Source organism: Candidatus Zymogenus saltonus (assembly GCA_016929395.1).
In the GTDB taxonomy this organism is placed as follows: Bacteria; Desulfobacterota; Zymogenia; order Zymogenales; family Zymogenaceae; genus Zymogenus; species Zymogenus saltonus.
Genome location: JAFGIX010000014.1, coordinates 1 through 25,469, shown reverse-complemented (window position 1 = coordinate 25,469; position 25,469 = coordinate 1). Strand labels below are relative to the sequence as shown.

Annotated in this window: 19 protein-coding genes; 6 read left to right on the top strand and 13 right to left on the bottom strand. The window is 53.8% G+C overall.

Annotation, left to right across the window (positions count from 1 at the left end; all coding sequences use genetic code 11):
* Positions 1–348 precede the first annotated feature (348 nt).
* From JW984_02970 to JW984_02960, 3 genes are all read right to left on the bottom strand, one after another.
* Positions 349–1,314, bottom strand: a complete 966-nt coding sequence (locus tag JW984_02970) for a hypothetical protein (GenBank protein MBN1572140.1) — start codon at positions 1,312–1,314, stop codon at positions 349–351.
* Between the two features lie 89 nt (positions 1,315–1,403).
* Positions 1,404–2,300: a site-specific tyrosine recombinase XerD gene (xerD, locus tag JW984_02965; protein ID MBN1572139.1), complete on the bottom strand. Its 897-nt coding sequence runs from the start codon at positions 2,298–2,300 to the stop codon at positions 1,404–1,406.
* On the bottom strand, positions 2,300–4,012 hold the full coding sequence (locus tag JW984_02960; GenBank protein MBN1572138.1) for an N-acetylmuramoyl-L-alanine amidase: 1,713 nt from the start codon (positions 4,010–4,012) through the stop codon (positions 2,300–2,302). The genes xerD and JW984_02960 overlap by 1 nt, the downstream gene beginning before the upstream one ends.
* A 195-nt stretch (positions 4,013–4,207) precedes the next feature.
* On the opposite strand from JW984_02960, the gene JW984_02955 reads away from it, so the two are divergent.
* From JW984_02955 to JW984_02945, 3 genes are all read left to right on the top strand, one after another.
* Entirely contained in the window at positions 4,208–4,651 is a 444-nt protein-coding gene (locus tag JW984_02955) for an NUDIX hydrolase (protein ID MBN1572137.1), read from the top strand.
* Between the two features lie 101 nt (positions 4,652–4,752).
* Positions 4,753–5,340: a sigma-70 family RNA polymerase sigma factor gene (locus JW984_02950; GenBank protein ID MBN1572136.1), complete on the top strand. Its 588-nt coding sequence runs from the start codon at positions 4,753–4,755 to the stop codon at positions 5,338–5,340.
* Positions 5,341–5,672: 332 nt separating this feature from the next.
* On the top strand, positions 5,673–6,812 hold the full coding sequence (locus tag JW984_02945; protein MBN1572135.1) for a hypothetical protein: 1,140 nt from the start codon (positions 5,673–5,675) through the stop codon (positions 6,810–6,812).
* 237 nt (positions 6,813–7,049) lie between these two features.
* Here JW984_02945 and rimI read toward each other — a convergent pair whose 3' ends face one another.
* The 8 genes from rimI to JW984_02905 all read right to left on the bottom strand — a co-directional run bounded on the left by rimI (position 7,050) and on the right by JW984_02905 (position 18,936).
* Positions 7,050–7,541, bottom strand: a complete 492-nt coding sequence (rimI, locus tag JW984_02940) for a ribosomal protein S18-alanine N-acetyltransferase (GenBank protein ID MBN1572134.1) — start codon at positions 7,539–7,541, stop codon at positions 7,050–7,052.
* Between the two features lie 352 nt (positions 7,542–7,893).
* Positions 7,894–9,090 (bottom strand): NADH:flavin oxidoreductase, encoded by a 1,197-nt coding sequence (locus JW984_02935; GenBank protein ID MBN1572133.1) that lies wholly within the window; start codon positions 9,088–9,090, stop codon positions 7,894–7,896.
* A gap of 17 nt (positions 9,091–9,107) precedes the next feature.
* Entirely contained in the window at positions 9,108–10,940 is a 1,833-nt protein-coding gene (locus JW984_02930; protein ID MBN1572132.1) for a cobalamin-dependent protein, read from the bottom strand.
* A gap of 115 nt (positions 10,941–11,055) precedes the next feature.
* Positions 11,056–12,441, bottom strand: coding sequence for an MFS transporter (locus JW984_02925; GenBank protein MBN1572131.1), 1,386 nt, complete (start codon positions 12,439–12,441; stop codon positions 11,056–11,058).
* Between the two features lie 11 nt (positions 12,442–12,452).
* Positions 12,453–14,024, bottom strand: a complete 1,572-nt coding sequence (locus JW984_02920) for an FGGY-family carbohydrate kinase (protein MBN1572130.1) — start codon at positions 14,022–14,024, stop codon at positions 12,453–12,455.
* Between the two features lie 184 nt (positions 14,025–14,208).
* A complete protein-coding gene (locus tag JW984_02915) occupies positions 14,209–15,858 on the bottom strand; it encodes a glycerol-3-phosphate dehydrogenase/oxidase (protein ID MBN1572129.1) in 1,650 nt (549 codons plus the stop codon).
* Entirely contained in the window at positions 15,855–16,979 is a 1,125-nt protein-coding gene (locus JW984_02910; protein ID MBN1572128.1) for a (Fe-S)-binding protein, read from the bottom strand. Before JW984_02910 ends, JW984_02915 begins: the two co-directional genes overlap by 4 nt.
* A 523-nt stretch (positions 16,980–17,502) precedes the next feature.
* Positions 17,503–18,936: an FAD-binding oxidoreductase gene (locus JW984_02905; protein MBN1572127.1), complete on the bottom strand. Its 1,434-nt coding sequence runs from the start codon at positions 18,934–18,936 to the stop codon at positions 17,503–17,505.
* Positions 18,937–19,193: 257 nt separating this feature from the next.
* Between JW984_02905 and JW984_02900 the strand changes: the two genes are divergently transcribed.
* Complete coding sequence (locus JW984_02900) at positions 19,194–19,916, top strand: enoyl-CoA hydratase/isomerase family protein (GenBank protein MBN1572126.1); 723 nt, start codon at positions 19,194–19,196, stop codon at positions 19,914–19,916.
* Positions 19,917–20,199: 283 nt separating this feature from the next.
* Here the strand turns inward: JW984_02900 and JW984_02895 are convergent, their stop codons facing one another.
* Positions 20,200–21,240 carry a nitronate monooxygenase gene (locus JW984_02895; GenBank protein MBN1572125.1) on the bottom strand — a complete coding sequence of 347 codons (1,041 nt, stop codon included), beginning with the start codon at positions 21,238–21,240 and terminating at the stop codon, positions 20,200–20,202.
* Between the two features lie 421 nt (positions 21,241–21,661).
* Here JW984_02895 and JW984_02890 point away from each other — a divergent pair, with 421 nt between their 5' ends.
* Together JW984_02890 and JW984_02885 are read left to right on the top strand one after the other, a co-directional pair.
* Positions 21,662–23,668, top strand: a complete 2,007-nt coding sequence (locus JW984_02890; protein MBN1572124.1) for an FAD-dependent oxidoreductase — start codon at positions 21,662–21,664, stop codon at positions 23,666–23,668.
* Between the two features lie 26 nt (positions 23,669–23,694).
* A complete protein-coding gene (locus JW984_02885) occupies positions 23,695–24,603 on the top strand; it encodes a DMT family transporter (GenBank protein MBN1572123.1) in 909 nt (302 codons plus the stop codon).
* A gap of 310 nt (positions 24,604–24,913) precedes the next feature.
* Here JW984_02885 and JW984_02880 read toward each other — a convergent pair whose 3' ends face one another.
* Complete coding sequence (locus JW984_02880; GenBank protein ID MBN1572122.1) at positions 24,914–25,315, bottom strand: hypothetical protein; 402 nt, start codon at positions 25,313–25,315, stop codon at positions 24,914–24,916.
* Between the last annotated feature and the right edge of the window lie 154 nt (positions 25,316–25,469).

Here is a 25,469-nt window from a genome sequence, read left to right as displayed (position 1 = left end):
TGATGCACTAAGGATAATTGCAAAGTGATGAAGTTCCAAATTACATCATAAAAGATGAAATCCTGGAATTCCTGCCTCTCTGTTTTTTAAAAAATCAACTATATGTGGGGAAATATAGCATGTTGCAGTGTATATGTCAAGTATTATATAACGAATGGCTAATAAATTATATAATAAGAAATCATCCATTATATATAATGACTATATTGTTATAAATAATGCATATAAAGTACATATGTTAATTATTGGCAGGACGACGAACAAAGTCCGAAGACCGACTACACAAATCACTATGTTCACCCATCTATCTGTACCCTTACCCCCGATCAAAACAGCCCGCAGCCAGTGTCACTCCCGCACGATCCTGCTTATCCCACCCCAGCAGCCTATCCATATATCGCCGTTACCGTCGATCGCCAGGGAGGTCACCCGGTCGTCAACTATTCCTTCGTCGGTGCCGATGAACCTAAAGCTCTTACCGTCGTATATGCCCACGCCGCCGCCCCATGAGCCGAACCAGAGCCTCCCCTCCCAGTCGATCATCAAAGACGTTATAGTGTTGGATAAAAGGCCGTTTTTTACCGTAAACCTCTCCTTTACCTTCCCTTCCTTGAGCATGACGATTCCCATAGATGTCCCGATCCAGACCTCCCCGTCTTTGCCGAAGGCGATCGAAGATATGAGGTTGCTCAAAAGCCCGTCCTTTTCATCTATCACCACCCACCTCCCCGAGTCGATGATGCCCACTCCCATGCTGTAGGTTCCGAACCATAACAGTCCCGCTGGGTCTTTGACTATCCTGTTTATGATGGGGGATGCTATGTCGTCCCCGATCCCTATCTTTACCCACTTATTGCCGTCGAATTTTCCGATGCCGTTTTTTGTGCCAATCCAGATTGTGCCGTCGTCGGCCTCGATTACGTCAAAGACCGTGTTGCTCGGCAGGCCGTCCTTATCCCTGTAGGTCTTCCACTTGCCGTCGTACATCGTAAGGCCCTCTTTCGTGCCGAACCAGAGCCTCCCCTTGCTGTCCACCGTCATCGAGGTTACGAGGTTGTGGGCAAGCCCGTCTGCCGTTGTGTATTTCTTCCAGCCGTCCTTGTAGCTGAGAGCTCCCCCCTCCGTGCAGACCCAGACGCATCCATCAAAAGAGTAAATGTTGGTGACGGCGTTCTGGTCTTTGTTTCTGCTTACAGTGTTTACTATGTTGTAGTATTGCTGCGCGCCGGCACCGCCCAAATCGCCGCCGGGCAGGAGTAACAGCGTAAATAGGGGGAGGAAAAACAGGATCAACGCTCCAGTTTTTATTTTCATTGATCGCTCCGGATTTAAATTTGTTGGAAATAGTAACAGATTTTACTGTGATTAGTCAAGGGGATGCAATGTAAAAAAATAATGAGGTTTTATGAGCGTGGATGGTATTTCTTGTGGACGGTCTTCAGCCTGCTCCTGTCGACGTGAGTGTATATCTCGGTGGTGGAGATGTCGGCGTGGCCGAGCATCGCCTGAACAGACCTGAGGTCCGCGCCCCCGGCGAGGAGATGCGTCGCAAAGGAGTGACGAATCGTGTGGGGGCTTATCTCTTTTTTGATCGCGGCGAAATCTGCGTACTTTTTTATCAGCCTCCAGAAGTACTGCCGGGATAGGCTCCCCCCCCTCCTGTTCAGGAAGATGTAGTCCTCCCGCCTCCTCCCCAAGCTCGGCCTCACCTCGCTTACGTAGCGCTCGAGCCAGAAGAGAGCTTCTCCCCCTATGGGAACGAGACGCTCCTTTTTACCCTTACCCTTTGCCACGAGATAGCCGTATTCGAGGTTGACATCGTTTAACTTCAGGCCCAGAAGCTCCGAGACCCTGAGTCCCGAGGCGTATAATATCTCCAGCATAGCCTTGTCCCTGATCCCGGAGGGGATGTCGATATTGGGGGCCGAGAGGAGCCTCTCCACCTCGGTCTGCGTCAGATATTCGGGGAGCTTCTTCGTAAATCCGGGGGACTCCATAAGCTCCAGGGGGTGGGAGTCCATTATCCCCTCGACAAGGAGAAACCTGAAAAATGTCCTCAGGGTGCTTAAAGTGCGAGCCCTGCTCCTCGTCGATATACCCTCGTCGTCGAGAGTCTTGAGAAACGAGATGACGGTGTCTTCGCCTACCTCTTCGATATTGTCGATTTGTACCCGTGAAAGGTGCTCGGCGAACTTGGCGAGATCGGTGCCGTAGGCGGAGACGGTGTTTACGGAGAGGCCCCGCTCTACCCTGATATTGTTCATGAACCTGTCGATCAGGCCGTCTGTATCGGCGGTCATTACCAGTTCTCCTTCGCCTTGTCTATCTCGTTGATGTATTTCTCAAATCCCTTGTATATTCCGTATGCGATCTTCTTGAGGTAACTCTCGCTCTTGAGGCGCTTCTCCTCCCTGACGTTGGAGATGTAGGAGCACTCCACTAATATCGAGGGCATCTGCGCCCCCACCAGGACCCAGAACGGCCCTTGCATGATACCGTCATCCTTTATGTCGGTGTAACCGTCCTTAAGAGATAAAACCATCCCGTCCTGAACGAACTTCGCTAGTAGGCTCGACTCGTTCCTCTTGGCGCTGACCATCAGGTCTGTGAGGATATAGTCAAGCTCAGTCAGCCTCTCGATCGTCGTGTCGTTCTCCCTTGCGGCGACCGCAAGGGCCTTTCTGTCCGACGTAACGGCGAGGTAGTAGGTGGAGACGCCGAAGACACTCCTGTCCCTGCTTGCGTTGTTGTGGATGGAGATGAACAGGTCGGCGTTCGACTTGTTTGCCAGGGCGGTCCTGTCCTTCAGCGTCAGGTACTTGTCCGTCTCCCTTGTCATTATCACCTTAAGCCCCAGCCTGCTCTTCAGGTATTCCCTCAGGTAATTGGCTATCTTGTAGTTGGCCGTCTTCTCGTAGTATCGGGTCGGCCCTACCGCGCCCGGGTCCCTGCCGCCGTGCCCGGCGTCAATAACGACTACCTTTATATCGGTCTTGGGGGTCTTTTTCGGAGGAGTTACATCTATCTCTTCTTTTGTATTAGTAACGTCCTCCCCTTTGTCATCCTCCTTCGACAATATATCCACTACGATCCTGTCAGGGGATTTCAGGGGGAAGATCTTGTAATCGGAAGGACCTTTTATATCCATGACGATGCGCAGTAACCCCGGGTCCGTGCCCCCCGTCCTGATTTCCGTCACAAGGCCGTCCTTCAAGACGATCTTCTCCTTGAGGTTTTTTCCCCTCGCCCCCTTCTTTATGTCGACGTAGATGCGGTTCGGGAGGTTATTCTGGGGGTCGTCCTTCAGATGGCCGTAGGTGTACTCGGCGTTCTCTGAGAGGTCAAACACGACCCTCGTCTTCTCCCCGTCGAACGAGGTGCGGATGTCGGTTACGGTCGTGCCGTTGTGGGTTTTTATATCCGGTTTAACCTCCTCCTTTTTCACGTCCCTGGGGGCCCCTTCGTCGATCGCTTTCTCCCCGGCGTATTTCGCGAGGGATTTAAGGCGCTCCGCGGCTGTAAGCATCATGTCCCCTTTCGGATACTCGTCTACGACCCTCTGGTAGTTTTTAAAGGCGTAATCCGGAGACTTGAGCCCAAAATGATATATCTCGGCGATCTTGAAGCGGGCGTCGTCGGCGAGCCTGCTGTCAGGATATTCCTGTGTAAGCTTGTCATATATCTCTATCGCCCGGTAGAGATCCATAGAATTTTTCGATTGACCGTAAAGCTCCTCGTAAAGCCTCCCCACCATATATAGGGAATCGTCTCCCCTCTCCGACTCGGGATATTCGAGATACACCGAAAGGAACGTGTCAATGACGTCTATCCAGCTGTCCCTGAGCTTCACCTTCGATTCCGAGACCCTCATCAAGACGTATTTCTTCTTTGCGGCCTTGTATACCGTCTCCGCCTTGGAGGAGCCGGTCCCAGCCGCATAGATGTTTGGTGATGAGAGGAGGGCGAAGGCGAGGATAAAAGCGCCGATCTTTCTAAAATTTTCCCGTAACATGATTACAAAATATAATATTTTATATAGAACTATTTTGCAGTATTTATGTCTAATTGAATTTAATTATTTATAATTACACCTAAATATACCTTAATTATAGCTCTTTGAGGGAATAATTATACGACATTTAAAAGAAATAATCAAGTTTTTTTTCTTAATTTTGACTTTTTTACGGAAATATGCTAATTTTCTTACATGAAAAGGCAATATCCGCCCCGGCCCGTATTGGGTGTCGGCACGATAGTCATCTACGGGAAGAAGGTTCTCCTGATAAAGAGGGGAAAACAGCCGGGGTTCGGGATCTGGACGTTCCCAGGGGGGAAGGTAAAGATCGGGGAGGGCGCCGAGGACGCCGCGATCAGGGAGACCAGGGAGGAGACCGGCCTCGATGTTAAGATAGATGCCCTCGTCGATGTGATAGATGTCATATTGAGGGAGGAGGGGGGCAGTATAAAATATCACTATTTTTTGCTCGGCTACCTGGTGAGGCCGACCGGTGGAGAGCTGAAGGCCCAGAGCGACGCGTTGGACGCCCGTTTCTTTTCCGTTGAGGAGCTTGGATCCCTGAACCTTGTCGAAAAAACGAAAAAGTTAATCCTCAAAACAATGAACATGGTCAATGAGAGGACTGAATTTTAGGCCCGAATTTTACATGAATTTTGCCTGAATTTTAATATTATAATTCTCATTTTTGTGGAACCATTCCATATTTCCAAAGTCATATTTTCTGAGGGATGTGAGTGATAAAAAACGGGGAGGATACATTCGATGAAAAGTCTCTGATAGCTCTGGCGCAGGGGGGGGATCACGAGGCGTTTAATATCATCGTCAAAAAATACAAGGACCGGGTTTTCAACACGGCGATACGCTTTATCGGGAACTTCGCCATCGCCGAGGAACTGACCCAGGACGTCTTCGTCACCGTGTTCAGGAAGATTGGGACCTTTCAGGGCAAATCGAAGTTCTCGACGTGGCTCTACCGTATTACCGTGAACCACGCAAAAAACCGCATTGGCTATCTGTCGAGGAGGGGCTACTACAGAAACGACGAGCTCCATGACTACATAACGGGCGACGAGACGGTGGACATCATCCCCAGGACACAAAACCCGGGGGACTACACCGAGGACAGAGAGCTTATAGGGATACTCTTTGAGAAGCTCGCAAAGCTCAAGATAAAGGACAGGGAGATCATCATCCTGAAGGATTTAGAGGGGCTGAACTACGAGGAGATAGGGGAGGTTCTGAACATCAATATAGGCACCGTAAAGTCGAGACTCTCTCGGGCGAGGGAGCGCCTCAAGGAAGAGCTGATCGAGTACCTGTAAGGTTGCCGGTCGATTGTGCGGTGGGGGGGTCGGTCAATTATGTGTGTGGGGAGGGTGCCGGTCGATTGTAGGGGGGGGTGGTTGATTGTGTGGTGGGAAAGGGGTCGGTCAATTGTTTGTGGGGGGTGGCTGGTTGATTATGTGGTGGGTAGGGTGGGGTGGCAACGATATTTGATTGCTGGAAGTATGATAAATTGGCGGATTAAATTTGGGGGGGGGTCGGTTTGATTTGGGTGGGGTATCAAAGTAATATCAATGGGTTGGAGTTCTAAAAAACCCGATACTTTTTTGAAGTCTGTTTAAAGGCAGTCCAATAACGGGTCAAATTCAAGATGACTGGCGAAAAGAAGAAAGCTCAAAGGCTGATCGGCCTATTAAAGGACGGCGAGCTCACCGAAAAGGAGAGATCGTTCGCAGGGGAGCAGATCGAGCTTTATCCCGACTTGAAGGACGAGTCGAGAAAATACGAGCTTTTAGGCGATATGCTGGATAAGGCGAGGAAGGTCGAGATCCCCGCCTCCCCTCACCTCGAAGATGCGGTATTTAAGAGAATTAGGTCAGGGGAAGGGAAGGGGGGATGGCGCAGGTTTTTTGAAGGAATCCTCTCGGCCCCAAGGAAGTACTCCTTCGAGATCGTCGGGGCGACGGCCGTGGCCGTCCTGGTCATCTTCGCCGTCTTTCGCTTTCTGCCCGGGTCCACGGCCACAAAAAATATCGCGGTCAGGGAAACGCTGGAGGTGGGTAAGGCCGCTCCTTTTGTTTCCGAAAAGCCGGCCGAATCGGGCATCGAGGGTCTCGCGTCCTCCCCGGAGCCGGCCAAAACCGAGGAGGCCGCCGACGAGGCGTCCGAAAAGGCGTTTGAAGAGGATATGGCTGTCGAACCTCTTCCCGTTCACGAGGAGCCGGAGGACGTAACGATCACGATTGCGAAGGAAAAACACACGGACAAGGCGACCGGCACGGCGGCCACGCCCGATCTGGAGAAAGCGCCTACCTACAGTGACAAGGTGGCTGTAAAATCGCACGAAGCGGGGTCTAAACCAAAGGGCTTGGCGGGTGGTTTTAAGAAGAGTGATTACCTGAGTGATGAAGAGAAGGGTATGAAAACCCTTATCTTTAGGGCGACCGATGAGGGCGGACACCCAATAAACTTGATAATATATACAGATAATCCCGATAAGGTGAGATACGATATAGAGAACAAGGCGATGGAGCTGGGAATGGAGGATAAGGATGAAAGCAGATTCGGGGAGAGTTATCTCCCCAGGGAAAGAACGGAAAAGGATACAAAAGTCTACGTCTTGAGAAGGGGCCGGAACAATATTTATATTCCCCAGGAGAGGGTAAGGGAGTTCCTTACCTATATAGAATTAAACTACCCCCCCACTAAATCCCAGATTAAGGAGCTGGACATCGACGAGAGGAAATCCCTCCTTAACATCGAGTTCTCGATACCGGAGGATAAGGAATAGGGGATCGACGGTTTTCTTTTCAACCCTTTTCAACTCCGGTCGGAATGAATATCAAGCCCCCTTTATAAAAATGCTGTTTAAAAATCAGATATTTCCGTCTCGTAATAAAGGTAATTGAAGTTGTAATCGATCCCCTGTCGTTCTTATCAAAACGGCGGCATCATGGATAACCGCCGTTAAAAAAACTATTTCTGTCTGCCCCCCATCCCTCAATAAAAATCAATGCCAATGCCGGCCCTAAAGCTCCCTCGCCATGATAAGGGCGTCCTCCTTGGTATCGGTGTAGTATCCCCGCCTTATGCCGATCAATTCAAAGCCGTTCTTCCTGTAAAGGGCGTGAGCGGCGGAGTTGCTTATTCTGGCCTCCAGGTATACGTACTCTCCACTCAGCCGCCTTGCTATATTGAGGGAATACTGCAGGATGTAGCTTCCGATCCCGCTCTTTCTGTATTTCTCCTTAACGGCGATGCTCATTATGTGTGCTTCGCCCGCACTTATCCAGAAGTTGATATACCCTATGATTTCCCGGTTGAATTCGAGGACGAGAATATGAGAGAAATCGAGCTCCATCTCCCTCTTGAACAGGGCGATGCTCCAAGGGGTCGGAAACGAGTTCTCCTCGATCTCCATTACCTGGTCGAGGTCACTCACGTCCATGGACCTCATGACAGAACCGGTGATGATACTGGGGACTCCCCACTCCTTTATTTCTCTTTTATCAACGGACATATTCTTCTCCGCCGTCTGTTGGCAGGTAATATAAAATCGGCAGTGGAGATTGCGAAATTCAGTCGGTCGATAGATGTTGAGACCTATCTTCAGATTGTGCGGGGAAAACCGATCAGCAATACTATTCTATTCAGGGGCGCCTTTGCCCGAACGCCGCAGACTCAATTTTAGTCTATTGCGAGATTTTGTCAAGATGTCTCTTGAGGGCTTTTTTATAAATTTCACGGGATCATTCTAAAGAGAAATATTAAACTCCACGGGGTAAGAGGTCAGGAAATGATGAGCCACAGACTAAAATATTTCTCCTCAATCTGATGTATACTTAGTGGCCGATTGAATCGATAGGAGAAAATCAGCCTTTCTTCACCCTCTTTCCCCTGTAGCATCGCAGGGGCCCAAGCTCCAGATAGAATAGGCAGAGGTTGCAGTGGATGCATCGGGAGGGCTCTGTCCTTCCCTCCTCAATCTGTTTCGGGAAGCCCGGCTCGATAATAAGCGACCTGCAGAGGGATACGTAGTCGGAGTCGCCCCTCTCGACGATTCCCCTAATTTTTGCGGGATCGACGTTTCCACCCACGGCGAACACGGGTATTTTTACGCTGCTTTTTATCGCGCGGGCCGCATCTAAATTGTACTCCTCGCTGAAGGGGTGGGTCTTAATGATCTTCTTCCCAAAGTGCCTCATTATAAAGCGCATCACCGGCTGCTTTTTAAAGCTACCCAGGTCGTCGATAATCGCCTCTATCGGGATATCCCCCCTCAATGACGAGAGGCCGTCCTCACCTATGCCGCAGCTCACCTCGATCCCGTCAATTCCCATATCCTTCATCATGCGGGCCTGGACTGCGGCCTCATCTATGTCAAGGCCCCCCTTCATCATGTCGTAGCCGTTCATCTTTACGAGGATCGGGTAGCCGTCTCCCACGAGCTCCCTCACTCGTCCGTATATCTTGGTAAGGAAGCGCATCCGGTTCTCAACCGATCCGCCCCACCTGTCCCTCCTCCTGTTTGTGTAAGGACAGAGGAACTGGCTTATCAGGTAGCCGTGGGCGCAGTGGAGCTGTACCGCGTCGAATCCCCCCTCCTTGGCGCGTCTCGCGGCTTTTGCAAAGTCCTCGATGACCCTCTCGATATCCTCTTCCGTCATCTCCCTCGGGGTGGTAAAGCTTGTCATGTCCCTTACCGGGGAGGGGGCGATCGGCTGGGTCCCGATGAGCTTTTTCGTGGTCTGCCTTCCCGCGTGGGCGATCTGCATCGCTATCTTCGAGCCGTTTTCGTGGACGTGATCTGCAAGCTCACGGAATTTTTCGATGTGGTCGTCAGAATAGATGCAGTTCATCCTGGGGGTGGTTCGCCCGTCTGCCGAGACAGCGGAAAGCCCGGTAATGATAAGGCCGACTCCCCCCTTGGCGAGCCGCCCGTAGAGCTTGAAGAGGTTCTCGGTAGGAAATCCGTCTCTGTCTGCCATCTCCTCGTTAGTTGCGGAGCGCACAAACCTGTTTTTGAGCTCGAGCCCCTTTATCTTCGTCTTGTCGAATAGTTTCGCCATAAATCACTCTTCGGTTATTAACCGCTTCCCTTCAAGAAATCTATGCACATATCCACGCCGACCCTGGGGTCAAGGGACCAGCCGTCGGCGCCGACGTATTTCCTGACGTCGTCCGTCGTCGGGCCGCCTCCTATGATGACGTATCTCCCCTCTCTCATGTTTTTTTCCTCCAATATCTCGACGACCTCCTTCATCGAGGCGAAGGTCGGAGTGATGAGGGCCGACATGGCGACTATCTTGGCGTCCACCTCCACCACCTTGTCGGCAAAGGCCTTCGGTTCGACGTCGACGCCCACGTCGTGAACGGTAAAGCCGGCCACCTTGAAGAGCGTCGCTACGATGTTCTTTCCGATGTCGTGGATGTCCCCCTTGGTGGTTCCGATGACCACGCTTCCCAGGGAGTCGGACTCGTCTCTTGCTGGCAACTGCGGCTCGATGAGGTCCATCGCCTCCTTGAATATCTCGGCGGAGAGGATCAGCTCGCCAAGGAAGTATTCCCCTGAGCTGTAGCGCTCCCCCACGGCGTTCATGCCGAGCCTAAGCTCGTTTAGTACCGAGAAGGGATCCTCGCCGCCGGCGACCGCCTTTTTGACAAGATCTCCCACCTCGTCGAAATCGAGCTCTCCCAGCGCCCTGGAGATGGCCCCCTCAGGCATCGCCTTGACCTTGACTGACCTTTTCGCCTCGACAGTCTTGGCCTTACCGGCGGCCTTGGTGTCCTTCCCCTTGTAACTCTTCCCGGTCTCGACCATGGCCCTCAGGTTCTCCGGCTTTACGTCAACGGGGCACTCGCATCCCGTTGTCAGCATGAAGCCGCCGCCCCTTCCAACCTCATCGATTAGCCTCTTGCAGTACGCCTCGACCTCCTCGGGAGAGCCGATCGAAAGGAGCGCCGCCGGCACGTCGCCGCTGATGCAGACACGGCCTCCCAAAATCTCCTTTGCGCGGAAGATGTCGGTGGTGCCGTCGAGGTCGCAGACGCACTTGCCCTTGGGGAACTTCTTGAAATACGGGATGTTAAGGCTCCAGTCAGTGTCGAGGTGGAGCCAGGGGAGTATATCCTCTGCGATGAAGGAGTCGATGTATTTCATCAGAAAGGGGAGCTCGAAGCGTTCGAAGACCTCCGTGCGGTAATAGAAGCCGGAGCCCCTCTCGAGGACTATAAAAGCGGTATTCTGGTTGTTGTTCCTGCAGACCTGTATGGCGTTTGCGATGAGGTCGTCCGCGGTGGCTTTCATCGCCGCCTCGACCTTGTCCGGAACGTCATGGAGGTCCTTGGTGAACTCGGTCAATGTCCGTGAGAGGGAAAAGGCCATGACGACCGAGTCCACGGCGACCCCCAGGGCGATCGGGACGCCGTTTTCCTCACAGATCTTCATGTCTTCCACGTATAGCTGGTTTGAGAACATCTGCATGTTGGTGAATTTTTCGAGGGATTTCCCGCTCATCTTCTCGTAATGCTCGTCCCAGAAGGCGTTCCACCCCAGCGCGGCCAGCTTGTCGTAGTCGTCTCTTGAAAAAAGCTCCCTCTCGTCTATCTGGTAGAGGTCGTCCTCCCCAAGCTGTCTTCCGGGGATCAGGTTTCTCACGGGGGCCGAGAGATTTCTGCCGGGGAGCATTGGGTAGTAGTAGTTCGGCTTCGAGGCGATGTCGTACCCGAACTCCCTGAAGCACCAGATCATGGCCTCTCTTGCGGCGTCGTGGTTGCGCCACGCCTCCCCCTGGGTTATCCCGTAGAGCCTCGCCGCCGCGGTGACGATTATAGGAAATACGGGGTGTCTGTCGACCGGTTCGAGGGCCACCGCCGCTTTCAGCCTCTCCACGGCCTCCATGTTTTCGGTGATTGCCATTTTGTCTCTTTCCTCCAGTCCCTCTCTCGTTTAATATCTCGTTTGATAATTGAAAGACGGTATATCAGATATCGACCGTCGGATTAAGGGAAAAGCTCCCTAAAAACAGCGCCTTCTATTTTCCCCCCTTTTTCTCCTTCAAAAGCTCCAGCGTCTTGATATGGGAAGCCCTTGTTATCGGAAACCAGATCAGGATGGGAAGGCTTATAAACGTTATCAGGGCGGGGATCGGCCCGAAAAAGAGCTTTATTCCGAGAAGCGCCTTAGGCGTCTGTACCTGGTCCGGGACGTACTTGATGATATCGAGGACCCACCCGCCTACAAAAAGGGAGATCGCCGTGGCTACCTTATCGGTCAATCCCTTGACGCCGTAGAAGATACCCTCCCTGCGTTCTCCCGTAATCAGCTCGTCATACTCCACCACGTCAGGGATGATCGACCAGGGCATTACCCACTGGGCGGAAAATCCGAATCCGGCGACAAAGATAATGGCGTAGAGGGCGATATAATCCCCCGGCTTGAGGAAGTAGGTCATCGACATGGCTGAAAAGGCGATAAACAATCCAAGGGCGTAGGTCGGGCCCTTCTTCCCCCACCTGTCGGAGAGCCACTTCCAGAAGAAGAGGAAGACGCCTATAGTTACCAGAAGGCCGACTACTACCAATGGAATCTGTTTTTCTATATTCATCTGGTAGGTGAGATAGTAGGCCATGTAGCTCATGACAAGGCCGAAGGCCACGGAGGTGAACAGACCCTGGATCATAAGGAGGAGGTAGGGCTTGTTCTTAAAAGTTACAAAGATAGACTTTATGACGGGAAGCTCGGAAGGGGGTCCCTCCAGCTCGGAACGCTGCTTTACGCCCAGGGCGGTGACAAAGAGCATAAGGACCGAAAATCCTCCGAACATGAGGCCCATCATTCCCCAGCCGATTTTCTCGGTCATAAAGAGGGAGGCGACAAAGGGAGGAAAGCCGGCTCCCGTCATGTAGCCTACCGTTCCCCCGATCATCCTGAAGGTGGTAAGGCTGGTACGTTCGTCGTAGTCCCGGGTCAGCTCCGGAGTCATGGCGTAGTAGGAGACTCCCACTACTGTTATCATCGTGAAGTAGAAAAAGCAGACAGCCATGATCCAGGCTATGGTCGGGACGCTTACGGGCAGCGTGATGTCGCCCGGGGTCAGCGATTCGGGCATAATCCAGAGGAAGGCAAACGCGATGCCCAGGGGTATGGAACCGTAGTATAGATAGACCTTCCTCCTGCCGAACCTCGACTTTGTCCTGTCCGATATCCAGCCGAAAAGGGGATCGCTCACGGCGTCCCAGAGCTTACCCAGAAGGAGGGCGGTTCCCACGACGCCAGCGTTGACCTTTGGTATCTCCGTGAAGTAAAACAGTAGAAAAAATCCAACAGCGGCGACGCAGATAGAAATTCCCACATCGCCGAAAAGATAAAAGACCTTAGTCCCAATGTTCAACCTGTCTCTCTCGTAGGTTTCGTTCACATTGACCTCCTTTAGGTTAAATCTGCGGATGTCGCCATATCGGTTGTCTCGTGATACAGCTCTTCCATCCTCGGATATATTTCCTTATAGACCTTGTATATTTTATTGTATGTGGCCATTGTCTCCGGATTCGGCTCGAAGCGGTCGGTTGTGTGGACCATCCTCTCGATCGCCTCTTCGACCGAAGAGACGAGGCCGGCGCCGTGGGCGGCGCATATCGCCGCTCCCAGGGCCGCCGCCTCCGAGACCTTCATTCTTACCGTGGGGATTCCGAGGACGTTGGCCGTGATGGTAAGGACCATGTTGCTGTTGGAGCCGCCGCCGGAGACCCTGATCTCGTCGATCTTGACCCCTGACACCTCGTTGATCGCGTCATATCCGGCCCTCGTCTCCAGGGCGAGTCCCTCGAGGATCGCCCTGTAGATGTGCGCCCTGCCGTGGGAGATCGTAAAGCCTATTATGGCGCCCCTCGCCCTGTCCCTGTGAAACGGCGGCGACCAGTAGGGCTGGACGATAAGCCCCAGCGACCCTGGCGGGATGTCCTTTATCGCTTCGTCCAGGATCTCCTCGGGGGACCTTCCGCTCTTCTTCGACATCTCGGATTCGAGGTGGGCGAGCTCGTTCTTGAACCACGTCACGGTGACGAATCCAGCCCCAACGCCCGCCTCCATTATGTAGTAGTTCGGGACAGCCGCAGGCCAGGAGATGAACCTGATCTCTTTATCCTTGACGTATTTTTTCGAGGGGATGTCGAAGTCTACTGTAGAGCCGAGGACGAGCGCGGCGCTCCTCTCGTTGACCACCCCCATGCCGACGAGAGCGGACTGGACGTCGCCCCCGCCCACCACCACCGGAATCCCCTCTGGGATGGTTGTGGCCGCGGATGCGGATTTGGTTATATGCCCGATAACACTTCCCGCCGGCACCACCTCCGGGAGCTGCTTCGGGGTAATCCCGAAGATGTCGTGAATTCCCTTTTGGGGATAGAACTTGAGCTTGTTGTAGTCGAAGGGGAACATCCCCACCATCGTCCCAACCGACTCCTTGACCTCGCCCGTCAGCCTGAAGGTCAGAAAGCTCGCCACCTGCATGAATATGTGGGTCTTCTCGTAGATCTCCGGCTCGTAATTCTTTATCCAGACGAACTTCGAGTGCTCCCTCACGTATTCGATGGCGCTGTACATCCTAATCGCCTTGAAGAAGAGCCCCCAGAAACCTCCCAGCTTTTTAAGGCCTTCGGTTGTGCGGTTGTCGTTGTAGACGATGGCGGGACGGATCGGATTTCCGTCTCTGTCCGTCGCTATCTCGGTTCCTCTCTGGGAGGTGACCCCCACGGCCTTGATCCGCTTTGCGTTGTCTTTGCCGACGGCGGAGATCGCTTCCTTGACGGCCTTGCACATCTTCTCCCAGTAGTCCTCGGGGTCGTGCTCGATCCACTGGGGCTGGGGGGATTCGTTGGGGGTGTGGGAGAGCCTCGACAGGGCGAGCTCGTTCCCGTCGAGGTCGAAGATTGCGGCCTTGACGTTCTGCGTCCCGCTGTCTATGGCGAGGATAAGGTCGCCCCTTTCATCGCTTCCTTTCATCTTGGATAATTCCTTAAAAAATCGTTAAAACTGTCATATTAAATGTGAAGTGTTCTATGAAGAGTGGGCCTCAAAAAGACGGCCCAGTCCAATATGGGAACTCTGGTGAACAATACAAAAAAACCCACAATCACCAAGTATTGCAGACCGAAAAAGAACGACCGACCATCCCTTCAAATCCTCACTACTTTTTGAGGAAGAAGCGGTTCTTCTCGGCTATCCGCACGTATTCTTTGACTTCGCTGTCGGTCCGCTTTTCGTCCCAGCCCAGGAAGCTCGCCATCTCGGCCGCCACGCCTTTCCCCATAGATTCGTGCTTGTCCCTCTCGTACAGGGAGAGGTTCGACCTCCTCAATAAAAAGTCCTTCAGCCTCGTTATCATCTCGTACTTCAGACAGTATTGGAGCTCCGCCCTGATGTTAGGCTGGCTCGCAATTATGGCGTCTCCCAGGGATGGCTCCCTCTTTACGGAGTCGATGATCTCAAGGCCTCCCTTTCCGTAGTTATCGAAGAGGTGGGTCATCGTCTTCTCGTCAAGGCCGACGCCGATATTCTTTACGGCGTTATCCCACTCGTCTTTCGTCATGGACATCATGAAGCGGGACTTCGATCTATTTTTGTTATAGCTTTTTAACTGGATCCCGCCCCTTTCCGCCATGTATACGAGGAGCTTTTCGGCCATCGTCCTGAATATGGTGAGCTTTCCGCCGGCGATCATAAAGAAGCCGGGGCTTACCTCCTCGAAGTGCTCTTCCCTGGAGGTCTTGTCCTCGTCGACTCCCTCCTCGCGAACCAGGGGCCTCGTCCCCGCGTATGTCCCGATGATGTCTTCCTCCTCGAAGCTTGCCTCGGGAAAGCTGTGGTTTACAATACCCTTGAAATACTCGAACTCCTCCCTCTCGGTGTAACACTCGTCGAGGTTGCCCTTGTAGTCGGTATCCGTTGTGCCGATGAAGGTATAGTCGCCGTGGGCCAGGACGAAGCAGCTCCTCCCGTCCTCGGGGCTTTTTGTGTAGAGGCCGCCCATGTTGCCGATCGACTCCCTCTTGACGACTATGTGTACCCCCTTGGCGGGCCTTATTATGGGGCTTCGATCCTTGGGCATAAGCTCGTCGGTCCATGAGCCGGTGGCGCTGACGACGCTCTTGGCCCTGATAACGAGGGAATTACGGTTAAGGGCGTCTTCGGCCTCGACGCCTACACACCTCCCGTCTTTTTTGACCAGCTTTGTCGCCTTGACGTAGTTTACGGCGGTGCCCCCCAGAAGGACGCCCTCCTTTAATATCTCGCAGGTGAGCCTGGCGTCATTTATGATGCACTCGTAGAGCAGGGAGGCGGAATGGACTCCCGGGATCTTGATGTTCGGCTGGAGCTTATTGATGTCCTCGATAGAAAGATGGCGGTAGCTCCTGTAGTTTCCCCAGCCGGACAGGAGGTCGTACAGCCTTAAGAATCCCCCCATGAAGATCGACTCGGCTGTGCTGTAGTTAGCCATGACGATAGGAATCGGCCTCACCATGTTCGGGAAGGCCCCCCTCATCCAGTCCCTCTCGCGCGCCTCCTCGCTTACGAGGCCGAAGGCCCCATGAAGGATGTAGCGGACGCCGCCATGGGCGAGGCGGGTGCTCTTCGAGGATGTGCCGAAGGCGAAGTCCTCCTTTTCTATCAGCGCCGCCCTGATTCCCCTCAGTCCCAGCGCCCTCAATATTCCACCGCCGGTAATCCCGCCGCCGACGATCAAAACGTCGTATTCGGTTTCGGAAAGCTCCTTGATATAGGAGTCCCTCTCCCTTGCAGTCCAGATTTTTTCGGGAAATTCTGTTTCTGTTTTCATTTTAAAATCCTGTCAAGAAATATTGGTAGGTCAACTATCTCAATCTTCGGCTTTTCCGATACCTTTTTTGAAAAATTCTCAAGGATCACGTCCCTGCACGTGGGGCAGCCGGTGATCAACAGGTCCGCCCTGCTCATTGAGCCTATCGACACGATCCTCTCGGCCATCTTGGCCGCAACGTCGGGATGAGTGTACGAAAGCCCCATGCCGTATCCGCAGCAGGGCGCCCTGTCCCTTGAGAAGGGGAGTTCCACGAATTCGAGGTTTTCGACCATATTGATGATCTGTCTCGGCGCCTCGAATATCCTCAGCTCCCTGCCGAGGCCGCAGGGGTCGTGGTAGGTGACCCTCAACCCTTTTTCGGAGGAGAGCTTCGGGCCGCTCTCCCTTAAGACCTTAAGGAGATACTCGGGGAGGCTTATGATATTCGTCCCCTTAAGCTCGACGCCTATGGATGAATAGACGAGGTTTGTCATCCTCAGGTCGTCGGCGGTAAGGATAACAAGCGTCTCGGGGGAGAGATCGCCCACTTTTTTAGACAGCTTCTCGGCCCGGGAAACGGCGTCTTTTGTAAACCCGAGGTAGTAGAGGATGCCCCCTGTGTCCGGGTCTTCGTCCATCACCGAGAAGTCAACCCCCAGCTTTTCGAGGAGGGAGAACAGGGCCTTTATCGTCTCGCCCCCCTCGGCCCTGACCATGTCTCCAAGGTAAATGACCGTCTTTGCCGACCTCTCCGCCTTTTTTGATGCGAGGAGGTCCTTGGTCTGTTTGGGCGTCTTGCCGTAGAGCTTCCCGTTGATGAGCTTTTCCCTGATCTCTTTTACCCTCTGCGGGAGGAGGCCCTCGTCGAGCTCCCTCCTCGCGTTCAGCATCACCTCCCCGGTGTCCTGGCCGGTCTCGCACGCCTCCCGGCACGCCCTGCAGATGGCGCAGCGGAAGAAGTAGTCGACGACCTCCGGCGTAAGCTCCCTCTTCTCGTTTATGATCCCCTCGGCGAAGAAGGCGCGGTTGCTGGGTGAGTCGGATTCCTTTCTGGTGGCCGCCGCCACGGAGCAGTAGTCCCTACACATCCTGAAGCATACGGAGCAGAGCCTCGTCATCTCTATCATGTCTTCTGTCATATTTTATCTCTTGATGTTAGACGGTAATGGTTAAATGGTAAAAGGTTAAATGTGTAAATGTAATCGTCATGGCTTTTTTAACGGCGCGGCCCAGCGCCCAACGCACTGTTCCCATTCTGGATTCCCGCTTACGCGGGAATGACAGGCGCTTCTGGATTCCAGCCTCCCAAGGCGATTCTCCCTATGCTGTCATTCCCAACTTGATTGGGAATCCAGATTGATATTGTTGTCGAACCTTGTTATCGCTCGATACCCCACTGACAAGCTGTCGCTTGTCAGTGCCACCCAACGCGCTGACCTCCCCTCTGGATTCCCGCTTCCTAAAGGAATACTCCCTATGCTGTCATTCCCAACTTGATCGGGAATCCGGACTGATATTAGAGGGCCAAGTAATCGCGTGTTTCCTGTATTGACCCGATTGCTTCTTCCATTTATTGCGGACAAGGGGCTTAAGCCCCTTGCCTGAAGAGCCCCTTGTCTCGGAATAGGCCTTTGTCCATCACTCCTCGCAATGACAATATTATCACAGTCCCAGCTTGCCCGGATTCATAATATCATTCGGGTCGAGCGCCCGCTTTATACTTTTGAAGGTCTCCATGCCGTGTTTGCCCAGCTCCAGCTTCATAAACCTCCCCAGATTGAGGCCGATTCCGTGGTGGTGGTTGATCGTCCCCCCCAGCGAGTGGGTAAGCTCGATCCCCCTTCGCCATACCTCGTTGTAAGCCTTTACCGCCCCCGGCCCCTTTTTTATCTCCGATACAAACGTGGGGTAGATCATCCCCCCTGTCGGGTAGAAGTGGGAGAAGTGGGCGGCCAGGAACATGTTCATTCCCTCCACTATCTTTTTGAGTCCCCTCTGGACCTTGAAGAGGTAGTCGAAGGTGCCGGCGGAGTCTATGCAGCCGGAGATCCTTATGTGTCCCGGAGTCGGCTTTGCGAAGAGGGGGTGGGTGCTCGACGGAAAGGCGATGGAGAAGCGCTTCTCCTCCCACCACTCCCTTGCCGGCCCCTCGCCCAGATCTTCGGCGTTCAGCTCCATCGCTATTTTCATCGCCTCCTTCCGCTCCAGGTCGCACAGCTCCTCAAAGCCGTCGAACATGAGCGTCATTTGGCTTCCGCTCTCGCGGTGGTGGAAGTAGACGGTCTCGAGCTCGTCGGAGATTCGCATCGCGGCGGGCCAGAGGCCCCGCCTCATTATGAGCCTCGAGGCGTTGAGGGCCGCCTCCAGGTCGGCGAATAGGAGGGCCTGAAACTTTCTCGCCTCGGGCAAGGGCCTGATCTTAAAGGTCGCCTCGGTTATGACGCCCAGGGTCCCCTCGGCCCCCATAAACAGGTAGTTGAAGTTCGGCCCGGCAGCCGAGTTCGGAACCGCCTTTGTGCGCATCACGTCTCCCGTGGGGAGCACCACCTCCATCCCCAGCACCATCTCGGTGATCTTGCCGTACTTGGTGGAGAGGACGCCGGCGCTCCTGGCCGACAGGAATCCCCCGATGCCGCTGACGTGGAAGGACTGGGGGTAGTGATTGAGCGTGTATCCCTCGTTGTTCAGGACGGCCTCAAGCTCCGCGCCGATCAGGCCGGTCTGGGTCGTGACGGTGTGGTTTCCGGTATCTATATCTATGACCTTTTTGAGGCTCTTGACGTCCATGACGATGCCGCCGAAGATCGGAAGCGTGCTTCCGCTCCCCTGGGCGCCCCCGCACTGGGGCGTTACCGGCACACGGTGGACGTTGGCGATCCTGATTACCTCCGACACCTCGGAGGTCGTCTCTGGATGGACAACGAAATCGGCGAGGGGAGGGGGACAGTCTTCGTCTTGAAGGGGACAGTTGTAGGGGACGATGAGGTCCCTGGAGTAGGACTCTCGATCTATCAGGGACGTAGAGACCTTTTCCGGCCCCAGGGCTTCGATCAGTTCATTCTCGACAACCGCTTCTTGAAAAGAGTAATCTCTCATTTTTTCTGCTTTGTCCTTTAGGTAGGCGCATTTCACCACTTTGAAAAGTGTTTTCAGGGCTAAAGGGGATTGTATGTGGAAATTGATTTAGGTGTCAAGGCTTTTTTTGAATTATTGAAGTTTTGTTCTCATATCGGTTACGGCGACATTATTGTCTTGATTTTGCCCATGCTCTGCGATATTTATTTACCTTAGTCGATACATCAAGCAAAGATATAGGTATAGCAGGTCTTGGATTCAATATCGGAGGTTGTGAGATGTCTGTAGTGAAGTGGGAGGTAGACGGAACCGTAGGAGTCATAGTTATGGACAACGGCGAGAACAGGATGAACCGGAAATACGTTGACGGGATGCTCAAGGCGTTTGACGAGATAGAGGCGGACCCCGAGATAAAGGGGGTGGTCATCACATCGTCCGACCAGAAGAGCTGGTCCCAGGGCATAGACCTCGAGTGGATGATGGGCAGGCTCGCGGAGAACGATATGCAGGGCATAAAGGATTTTCTGTACGGCCTTAACGCCCTCTTCAAGAGGGTGCTCCTCTTTCCGGCGCCTGTCATCGCCGCGATAAACGGGCACGCCGCCGCCGGGGGGGCGATTCTCTCCTGCGCCTGCGACTTCAGGTTCATGAGGGGGGACAGGGGGTACTTTTTCTTCCCTGAGATAGATATAGGGATCCCCTTTCTGCCGGGGATGATCGCATTCAGCAAGAAGGCCTTTCCGTATCACAAGTTCGAAGAGGCGATGCTGACCGGAAGGCGCTTTACGGCCGAAGAGCTTGAAAGGTACAACGTGATAATGAAGGCGTGCCCGGACAGGGACTCGGTTTTAGTTGAGGCGATTGCCTATGCCAAGACGTTCAACAAGGGGAGGGGCATCTTCGGCGTAATGAAGGAGAGGATGAACGCGGCGATGGCCGCGGTAATAGACAACGAGGACCCGGAGTATATCGAGTCGGGCAAGCTAATGGTTGAGGGGTAGGTCAGAATTTGATTGACGCCCGAGACTCCCATAAAACCTGAACCTAAATATACAAATGAAAAGGGGTGGACAAGGCCGCCCCTGCCACCCCTTTTTCGTTTTATTTCTGTCGCTTTAGATTTTAAACTTTCGCTTTCCTCTCTCCTCCCCGTTTATTCCCACATATCAGTATCCGATATCTCAATATCTCCATCTCTCCCTCGTCCCGGACATCCGTTTACTCAATCCCCAGTGCCTTGATTAAATTGACAACCAATCCAAGAAAGCCGAGACGACGGTGTATCTATAAGGCGAACATCTTGGAGAGCCTCTTCTGCTGCTCCTCCGCCTCCTTGACCATCCTGTTAATAAGCTCGGCAACGGTGGGGATGTCTCTCACGAGGCCCGTGGTCTGCCCGACGGTGAGGACTCCCTTCTTGTTGTCGCCGTCCTCGGTGGCCCTCCTTATGGCGTCGAAGCCGTTTGCCATGTAGCCCAGCTGTATCGCCGTCTTGTAGCCGGAGGCCAGAACGCCCAGTAAAAGCTTCATGTATGGAAGGTGGAGCTGCTTTGCAATGATCTTTGAGTTGACAAGCGCCCCGAATGGTCTGAATCCCCTCTTTATCGTCTTTCTTGCGGCCTCGGTATCAAGCACCCGGCAGCCCATCCCGTCGAACTTGTCGGAATAGATGGTATCTTCAACGCCCTTCTCCAGGGAGAGCTCCTTGAAGAAGTCGTGGAGTCCGCTCTCCTCTGTGGTCATAAATCGCGTCCCCATGGCGATGCCGTCGGCCCCGAGGGCCAGTGCGGCGGCAAGTCCCCTGCCGTCCGCAAAGCCTCCCGCCGCGATGATGGGGATATCCACCACGTCTGCGATGCTGGGGACGAGGACGAGGCTCGTAACGTCACCGCCGTGGGCGGCCGCCTCGTGGCCCGTGACCACTACGGCGTCCGTGCCGTAATCCTGCGCCCGCTTTGCGTGGCGCTGGTTTACCACGGTGGCGATTACCTTGCCGCCGTATTCGTGGGCGGCCTTTACTATCCAGTCCCCCTTGCCGAGGGCGAAGTTGATTACGGGCACCTTCTCCTCCAGGAGGATGGCGGCGTTCTGGGCCGCCCCCGGGAAGAGGAGAGTGGCGTTTGCGCCGAACGGCTTGTCGGTTAGCTCTCTTATCCTCTTGACGGCGGCCCTCGTCTGCTCGCCGTCGAGGGGGCCGGTTGCAAGTACGCCCAGGCCCCCGGCGTTTGAAACCGCGGCCACCATCTCGGGTACGCTTACCCAGCTCATGCCGGATAACATGATGGGATGCTTGATCCCCAAAATCTCTGTCATGCGTGTCTTCACGAACTGCCTCCTTTTCTATATGATTATTTCAGCTTCAGTGTTTTTCTTTGAGCGGGACAATCTCTGCCTACGGGTTTCACGAGAGAATCTCTTTCTAAAAACAGGGTAAATAGTACATAACTGAGACCGTAATGTCAATGGAGATGTTATAGTTGTATCGAGTTTTTCCAAGTGGGATGTTTAATAGAATATCCTTGATTTTTTGTCGGGCGTAAGATAGTTTAGGAAGCTGAATTAATCTTCATGGTTTTTTCAACGGCGCGGCACGGCGCAAAGTCCACCTCTCTTTATGTTGTCATTCCCAACTTGATTGGGAATCCAGAAAGATATTTTACCACTACATACGTGGGGACAGGCTGGATTCCCGCTTTCGCGGGAATGACAAATAGTCTCCTTGATTCTCATTTGCCATGGAGGAGCTATGGAAACCGATCCACTGTTTATGCCGATAGAGATAAAGGGCGTCGAGATAAAAAACAGGATATATATGCCGGCCATGCACCTCAACATGGTCGAGGACTACAAGATCACAGACAGGATAATCGATTTCTACGCCGAGCGGGCAAAGGGGGGAGCGGGGGCGATCGTGACCGGGTACGCCACGGTGAACATTACTGCGGGAAACCGGATGATCATCGGCGCCCACAGGGACGAGTTCATCCCGGGGCTAACAAAGCTTGCCGATGCAATCAAGGGAAACGGGGCAGTGGCGGGGCTTCAGATCAACCACTCCGGCAGATACAATATATCGTTTTTGATCGAAGGGAACAGGCCGGCCGTGGCGCCGTCCGCGGTGAGGTCGAGGTTCACGAGGGAGATGCCGAGGGCGTTGGAGCCTGAGGAGGTTAAAGAGACGATCGCCGACTTCGCAAGGGCGGCGGCGAGGACAAAAGAGGCGGGATTCGACTTCGTCGAGGTCTTGAGCGGTGCAGGCTACCTGATAAGCGAGTTCCTCTCCGAGATAACCAACAAGAGGGAGGACGAGTGGGGAGGCGACTTCGAGAACAGGATGCGCTTCGGCATCGAGATAGCGAGGGCGGTACGCGCCGCCGTCGGGGACGACTACCCGGTGCTGTTCAGGATAAACGGAAACGACTTCATGGAAGGTGGGATAGGAAGGGAGAGGACAAAGATATACGCGAAGAGGCTTGTCGAAAACGGCGTCGACGCCCTCTGTATAAACATGGGCTGGCACGAGACGAGGGTGCCTACGATAGTGACCGAGGTGCCCAGGGGGGCATTCAACTACCTGACCGCGGGGATAAAGAGGGAGGTCGACGTCCCGGTGGTAGCTAGCCACAGGATAAACGACCCGGGACTCGCCAGGGAGATGCTGCTTGATGGGATTTGCGACATGGTGGCGATGGGAAGGGCACTGATCTCGGATCCGTATCTTCCCCGGAAGGTCAAGGGCGGAAAAGAGGAGAGCATCGTCCACTGCATCGGTTGCGCCCAGGGATGTTTTGACCACCTCTTCGAGATGAGGGCGGTGGAGTGCCTCGTAAATCCGCTCGCTGGGCACGAAAAAGAGAGGGCGATCGAGGAGACTAAGGAGCCGAAGAGGATCATGGTCGTCGGTGGAGGGGCGGCGGGGATGGCGGCGGCAGCGGTTGCCTCGATGCGCGGCCACGGCATCTCCCTATTCGAGAAGGGGGAAAGGCTCGGCGGGCAGCTGAACATCGCCGGGATACCGCCGGGGAGGGGGGAATTTCTCGCCCTGTCCCATGACCTCGCGGGGGAGGTAAAGAGGAGCGGTGTCTCGGTAAGTCTCAACGTTGATGTGGACGAAGAAATAGTCAAAAGGGAAAAGCCCGACCTCGTCATCCTTGCCACGGGGGCGAGGCCGATGATGCTTAATATTCCGGGTGCCGACCTTCCCAATGTCGCACAGGCGTGGGACGTCCTTGAAGATCGGGCAAGGACGGGAAGGAGGGTCCTTGTCATCGGCGGGGGCGCCGTCGGCACGGAGACGGCCCTATTCCTCGCGGGGAAGGGGACGCCGTCGCCCGAGGCGCTGAGGTTTCTCCTTATAAAAGGTGCTGAGCCGCCGGAGGACTTGAGAAAGATCGCTGTTAAGGGGATAAAGGAGGTCATGCTGATAGAGATGTTGGACAGGGTAGGGAGCGATATCGGAAAGTCGACCCGGTGGGGGATCCTCCAGGAGCTGGAGAGGGCGGGCGTGAACGTGATGACGGGGACGAAGGCCGTCGAGATTACCGAGACTTCCGTCAACGTGAACGTTTCCGGTGAGCTTAAGGAGATCCCCGCCGACACGGTGGTGATCGCCGCGGGGTCGGTCTCCCATAACCCCCTCGAGGAGAAGATCAAAAAAATGGGGATTCCGGTCAAGGTTATCGGGGACGCAGGGGGAGTCGCCAAGGCGTTCGAGGCCGTCCACAACGGCTTCGAGCTGGGGCGGAAGATATAATATATATTTAACGGTGGCTTCCGACTATGGAACAAGATAAAAAGCGAAAAAGGGCGATAGTCTTTATCCTGATCGCGGCGGTTCTCTGGAGCCTCGGGGGGCTTTTGATCAAGATCATCGATTGGAACCCGATGGCGATCGCCGGGATGAGAAGTGGAATAGCGGGTCTGATGGCGTTGGGCGCGCTGTTTGTCCTCGGGAGACGACCCAGCTTTACCCTGTCATTTTCCCAGGTAGGCGGGGCGCTGGTCTATTGTGCGACCGTGATCCTCTTCGTCACGTCAAACAAGCTGACCACCGCCGCAAACGCCATCCTGTTACAATATACGGCGCCCATCTACGTCGCAATGTTCGGGAGGTGGTTTTTGGGGGAAAGGACGACCCGCTTCGACTGGCTTATCATCGCCGTGGTCTTGGGCGGGATGGCACTCTTCTTCTTAGATTCGCTGACGCCGGGGAGCTTTTGGGGAAACGTCCTGGCGATAATAAGCGGGGTCGCCTTCGGCTGGTTCGTGCTGTTTATGAGAAAGCAGAAAAAGGAGTCGACCTTCGAGTCGATCATCCTCGGAAACGGCCTGACGCTTCTCATCTGCCTCCCCTTCATGTTCAAGTCAATGCCCGATTCAAAGAGCTGGGTTGGCCTTATCCTCTTGGGGGTATTTCAGCTGGGGCTTTCGTACATCCTCTACGCAGCGGCGATTAAGCACATGACGGCGATAGACTCGATTCTGATCCCGACCATCGAGCCGCTTCTGAATCCCCTATGGGTTTTTTTAATGCTTAAGGAGAGGCCAGGCCCCTGGGCCCTTGTCGGCGGGGCTGTGATCCTCGTCTCGATTACGGCAAGGGGGCTTATGGTTGCGAGGAGACGCCCCACTGTCCACCGCCCGCCGCCGGAGATGCCGGTCATCAATGGGGAGGGCGGGGAGGATTAGGCGTTAAGCTCCCGCTCAAGGATCACTTCTAAGTAATGTTTTGTTGTACCGTAAAGTGGTACAAAGATTTGTACAAGTCTTCATCCTTCCTCGGCATGTTTATATATTACTTCTTCATAGGAATATGCTTCTCTCTTTAAACTAAAAACCCCCTCGCCCAGACTAATGAACTTGTATTCGTACCTCTGCTTCATTTTTTTTCTCCTTTGATAGGAAATCTATTTCAATAATTATGTTGTTATATAAACACAAACGTAAAAGACGAAGGCAAAAGATGATTTTATGGGATTAGTTAAGGATACATCCATTCTCATTTTTTCCAGAAGCGAAAGATTATCGCGAGGCCGAAGCCGATGCACAAGAGGTTGATGAAGCCGTTGGTAATAAGCTCCGCCGGGGAGACGAAATAGAAGCCGTTCTGAAGATTGAAGCTCATATCCAGCGTCCCAAGGAAGACGAGCGCCCCGGCTGACACGAGGGAGAGGGTTACCCCCGCCGGCCTCTTTTTGATGAGGAGCATTCCCGATGCGATGAGGGCGAGCGACAGGATGATGTCGGGCGGCGGGAAGGAGTGCTCAAAGGCGAAGTAGCAGTCGGGCGCAGGTTCAGGCGCCAGGCCCACGGTGAAAAAGCCGACCCAGAAGAGGATGATGCCGGCCCCGGTTAATATTTCGAGGATCGGGGTGACATTGGAGTTTTTGTCCCTTTTCATTTTGTTTTTCCTTTAATATTTCCACTCTTTGGCTTTTTTTCTCTCTTCTCAAGTTCATCTATATCCTTTAATTGTAAAAGTCAAGCACCTTCCGTACAGTATGTCCTCTCGGGGCCGCCGATTTAGGCGGCTTCCTTTGGTATCTCGTTTCTTT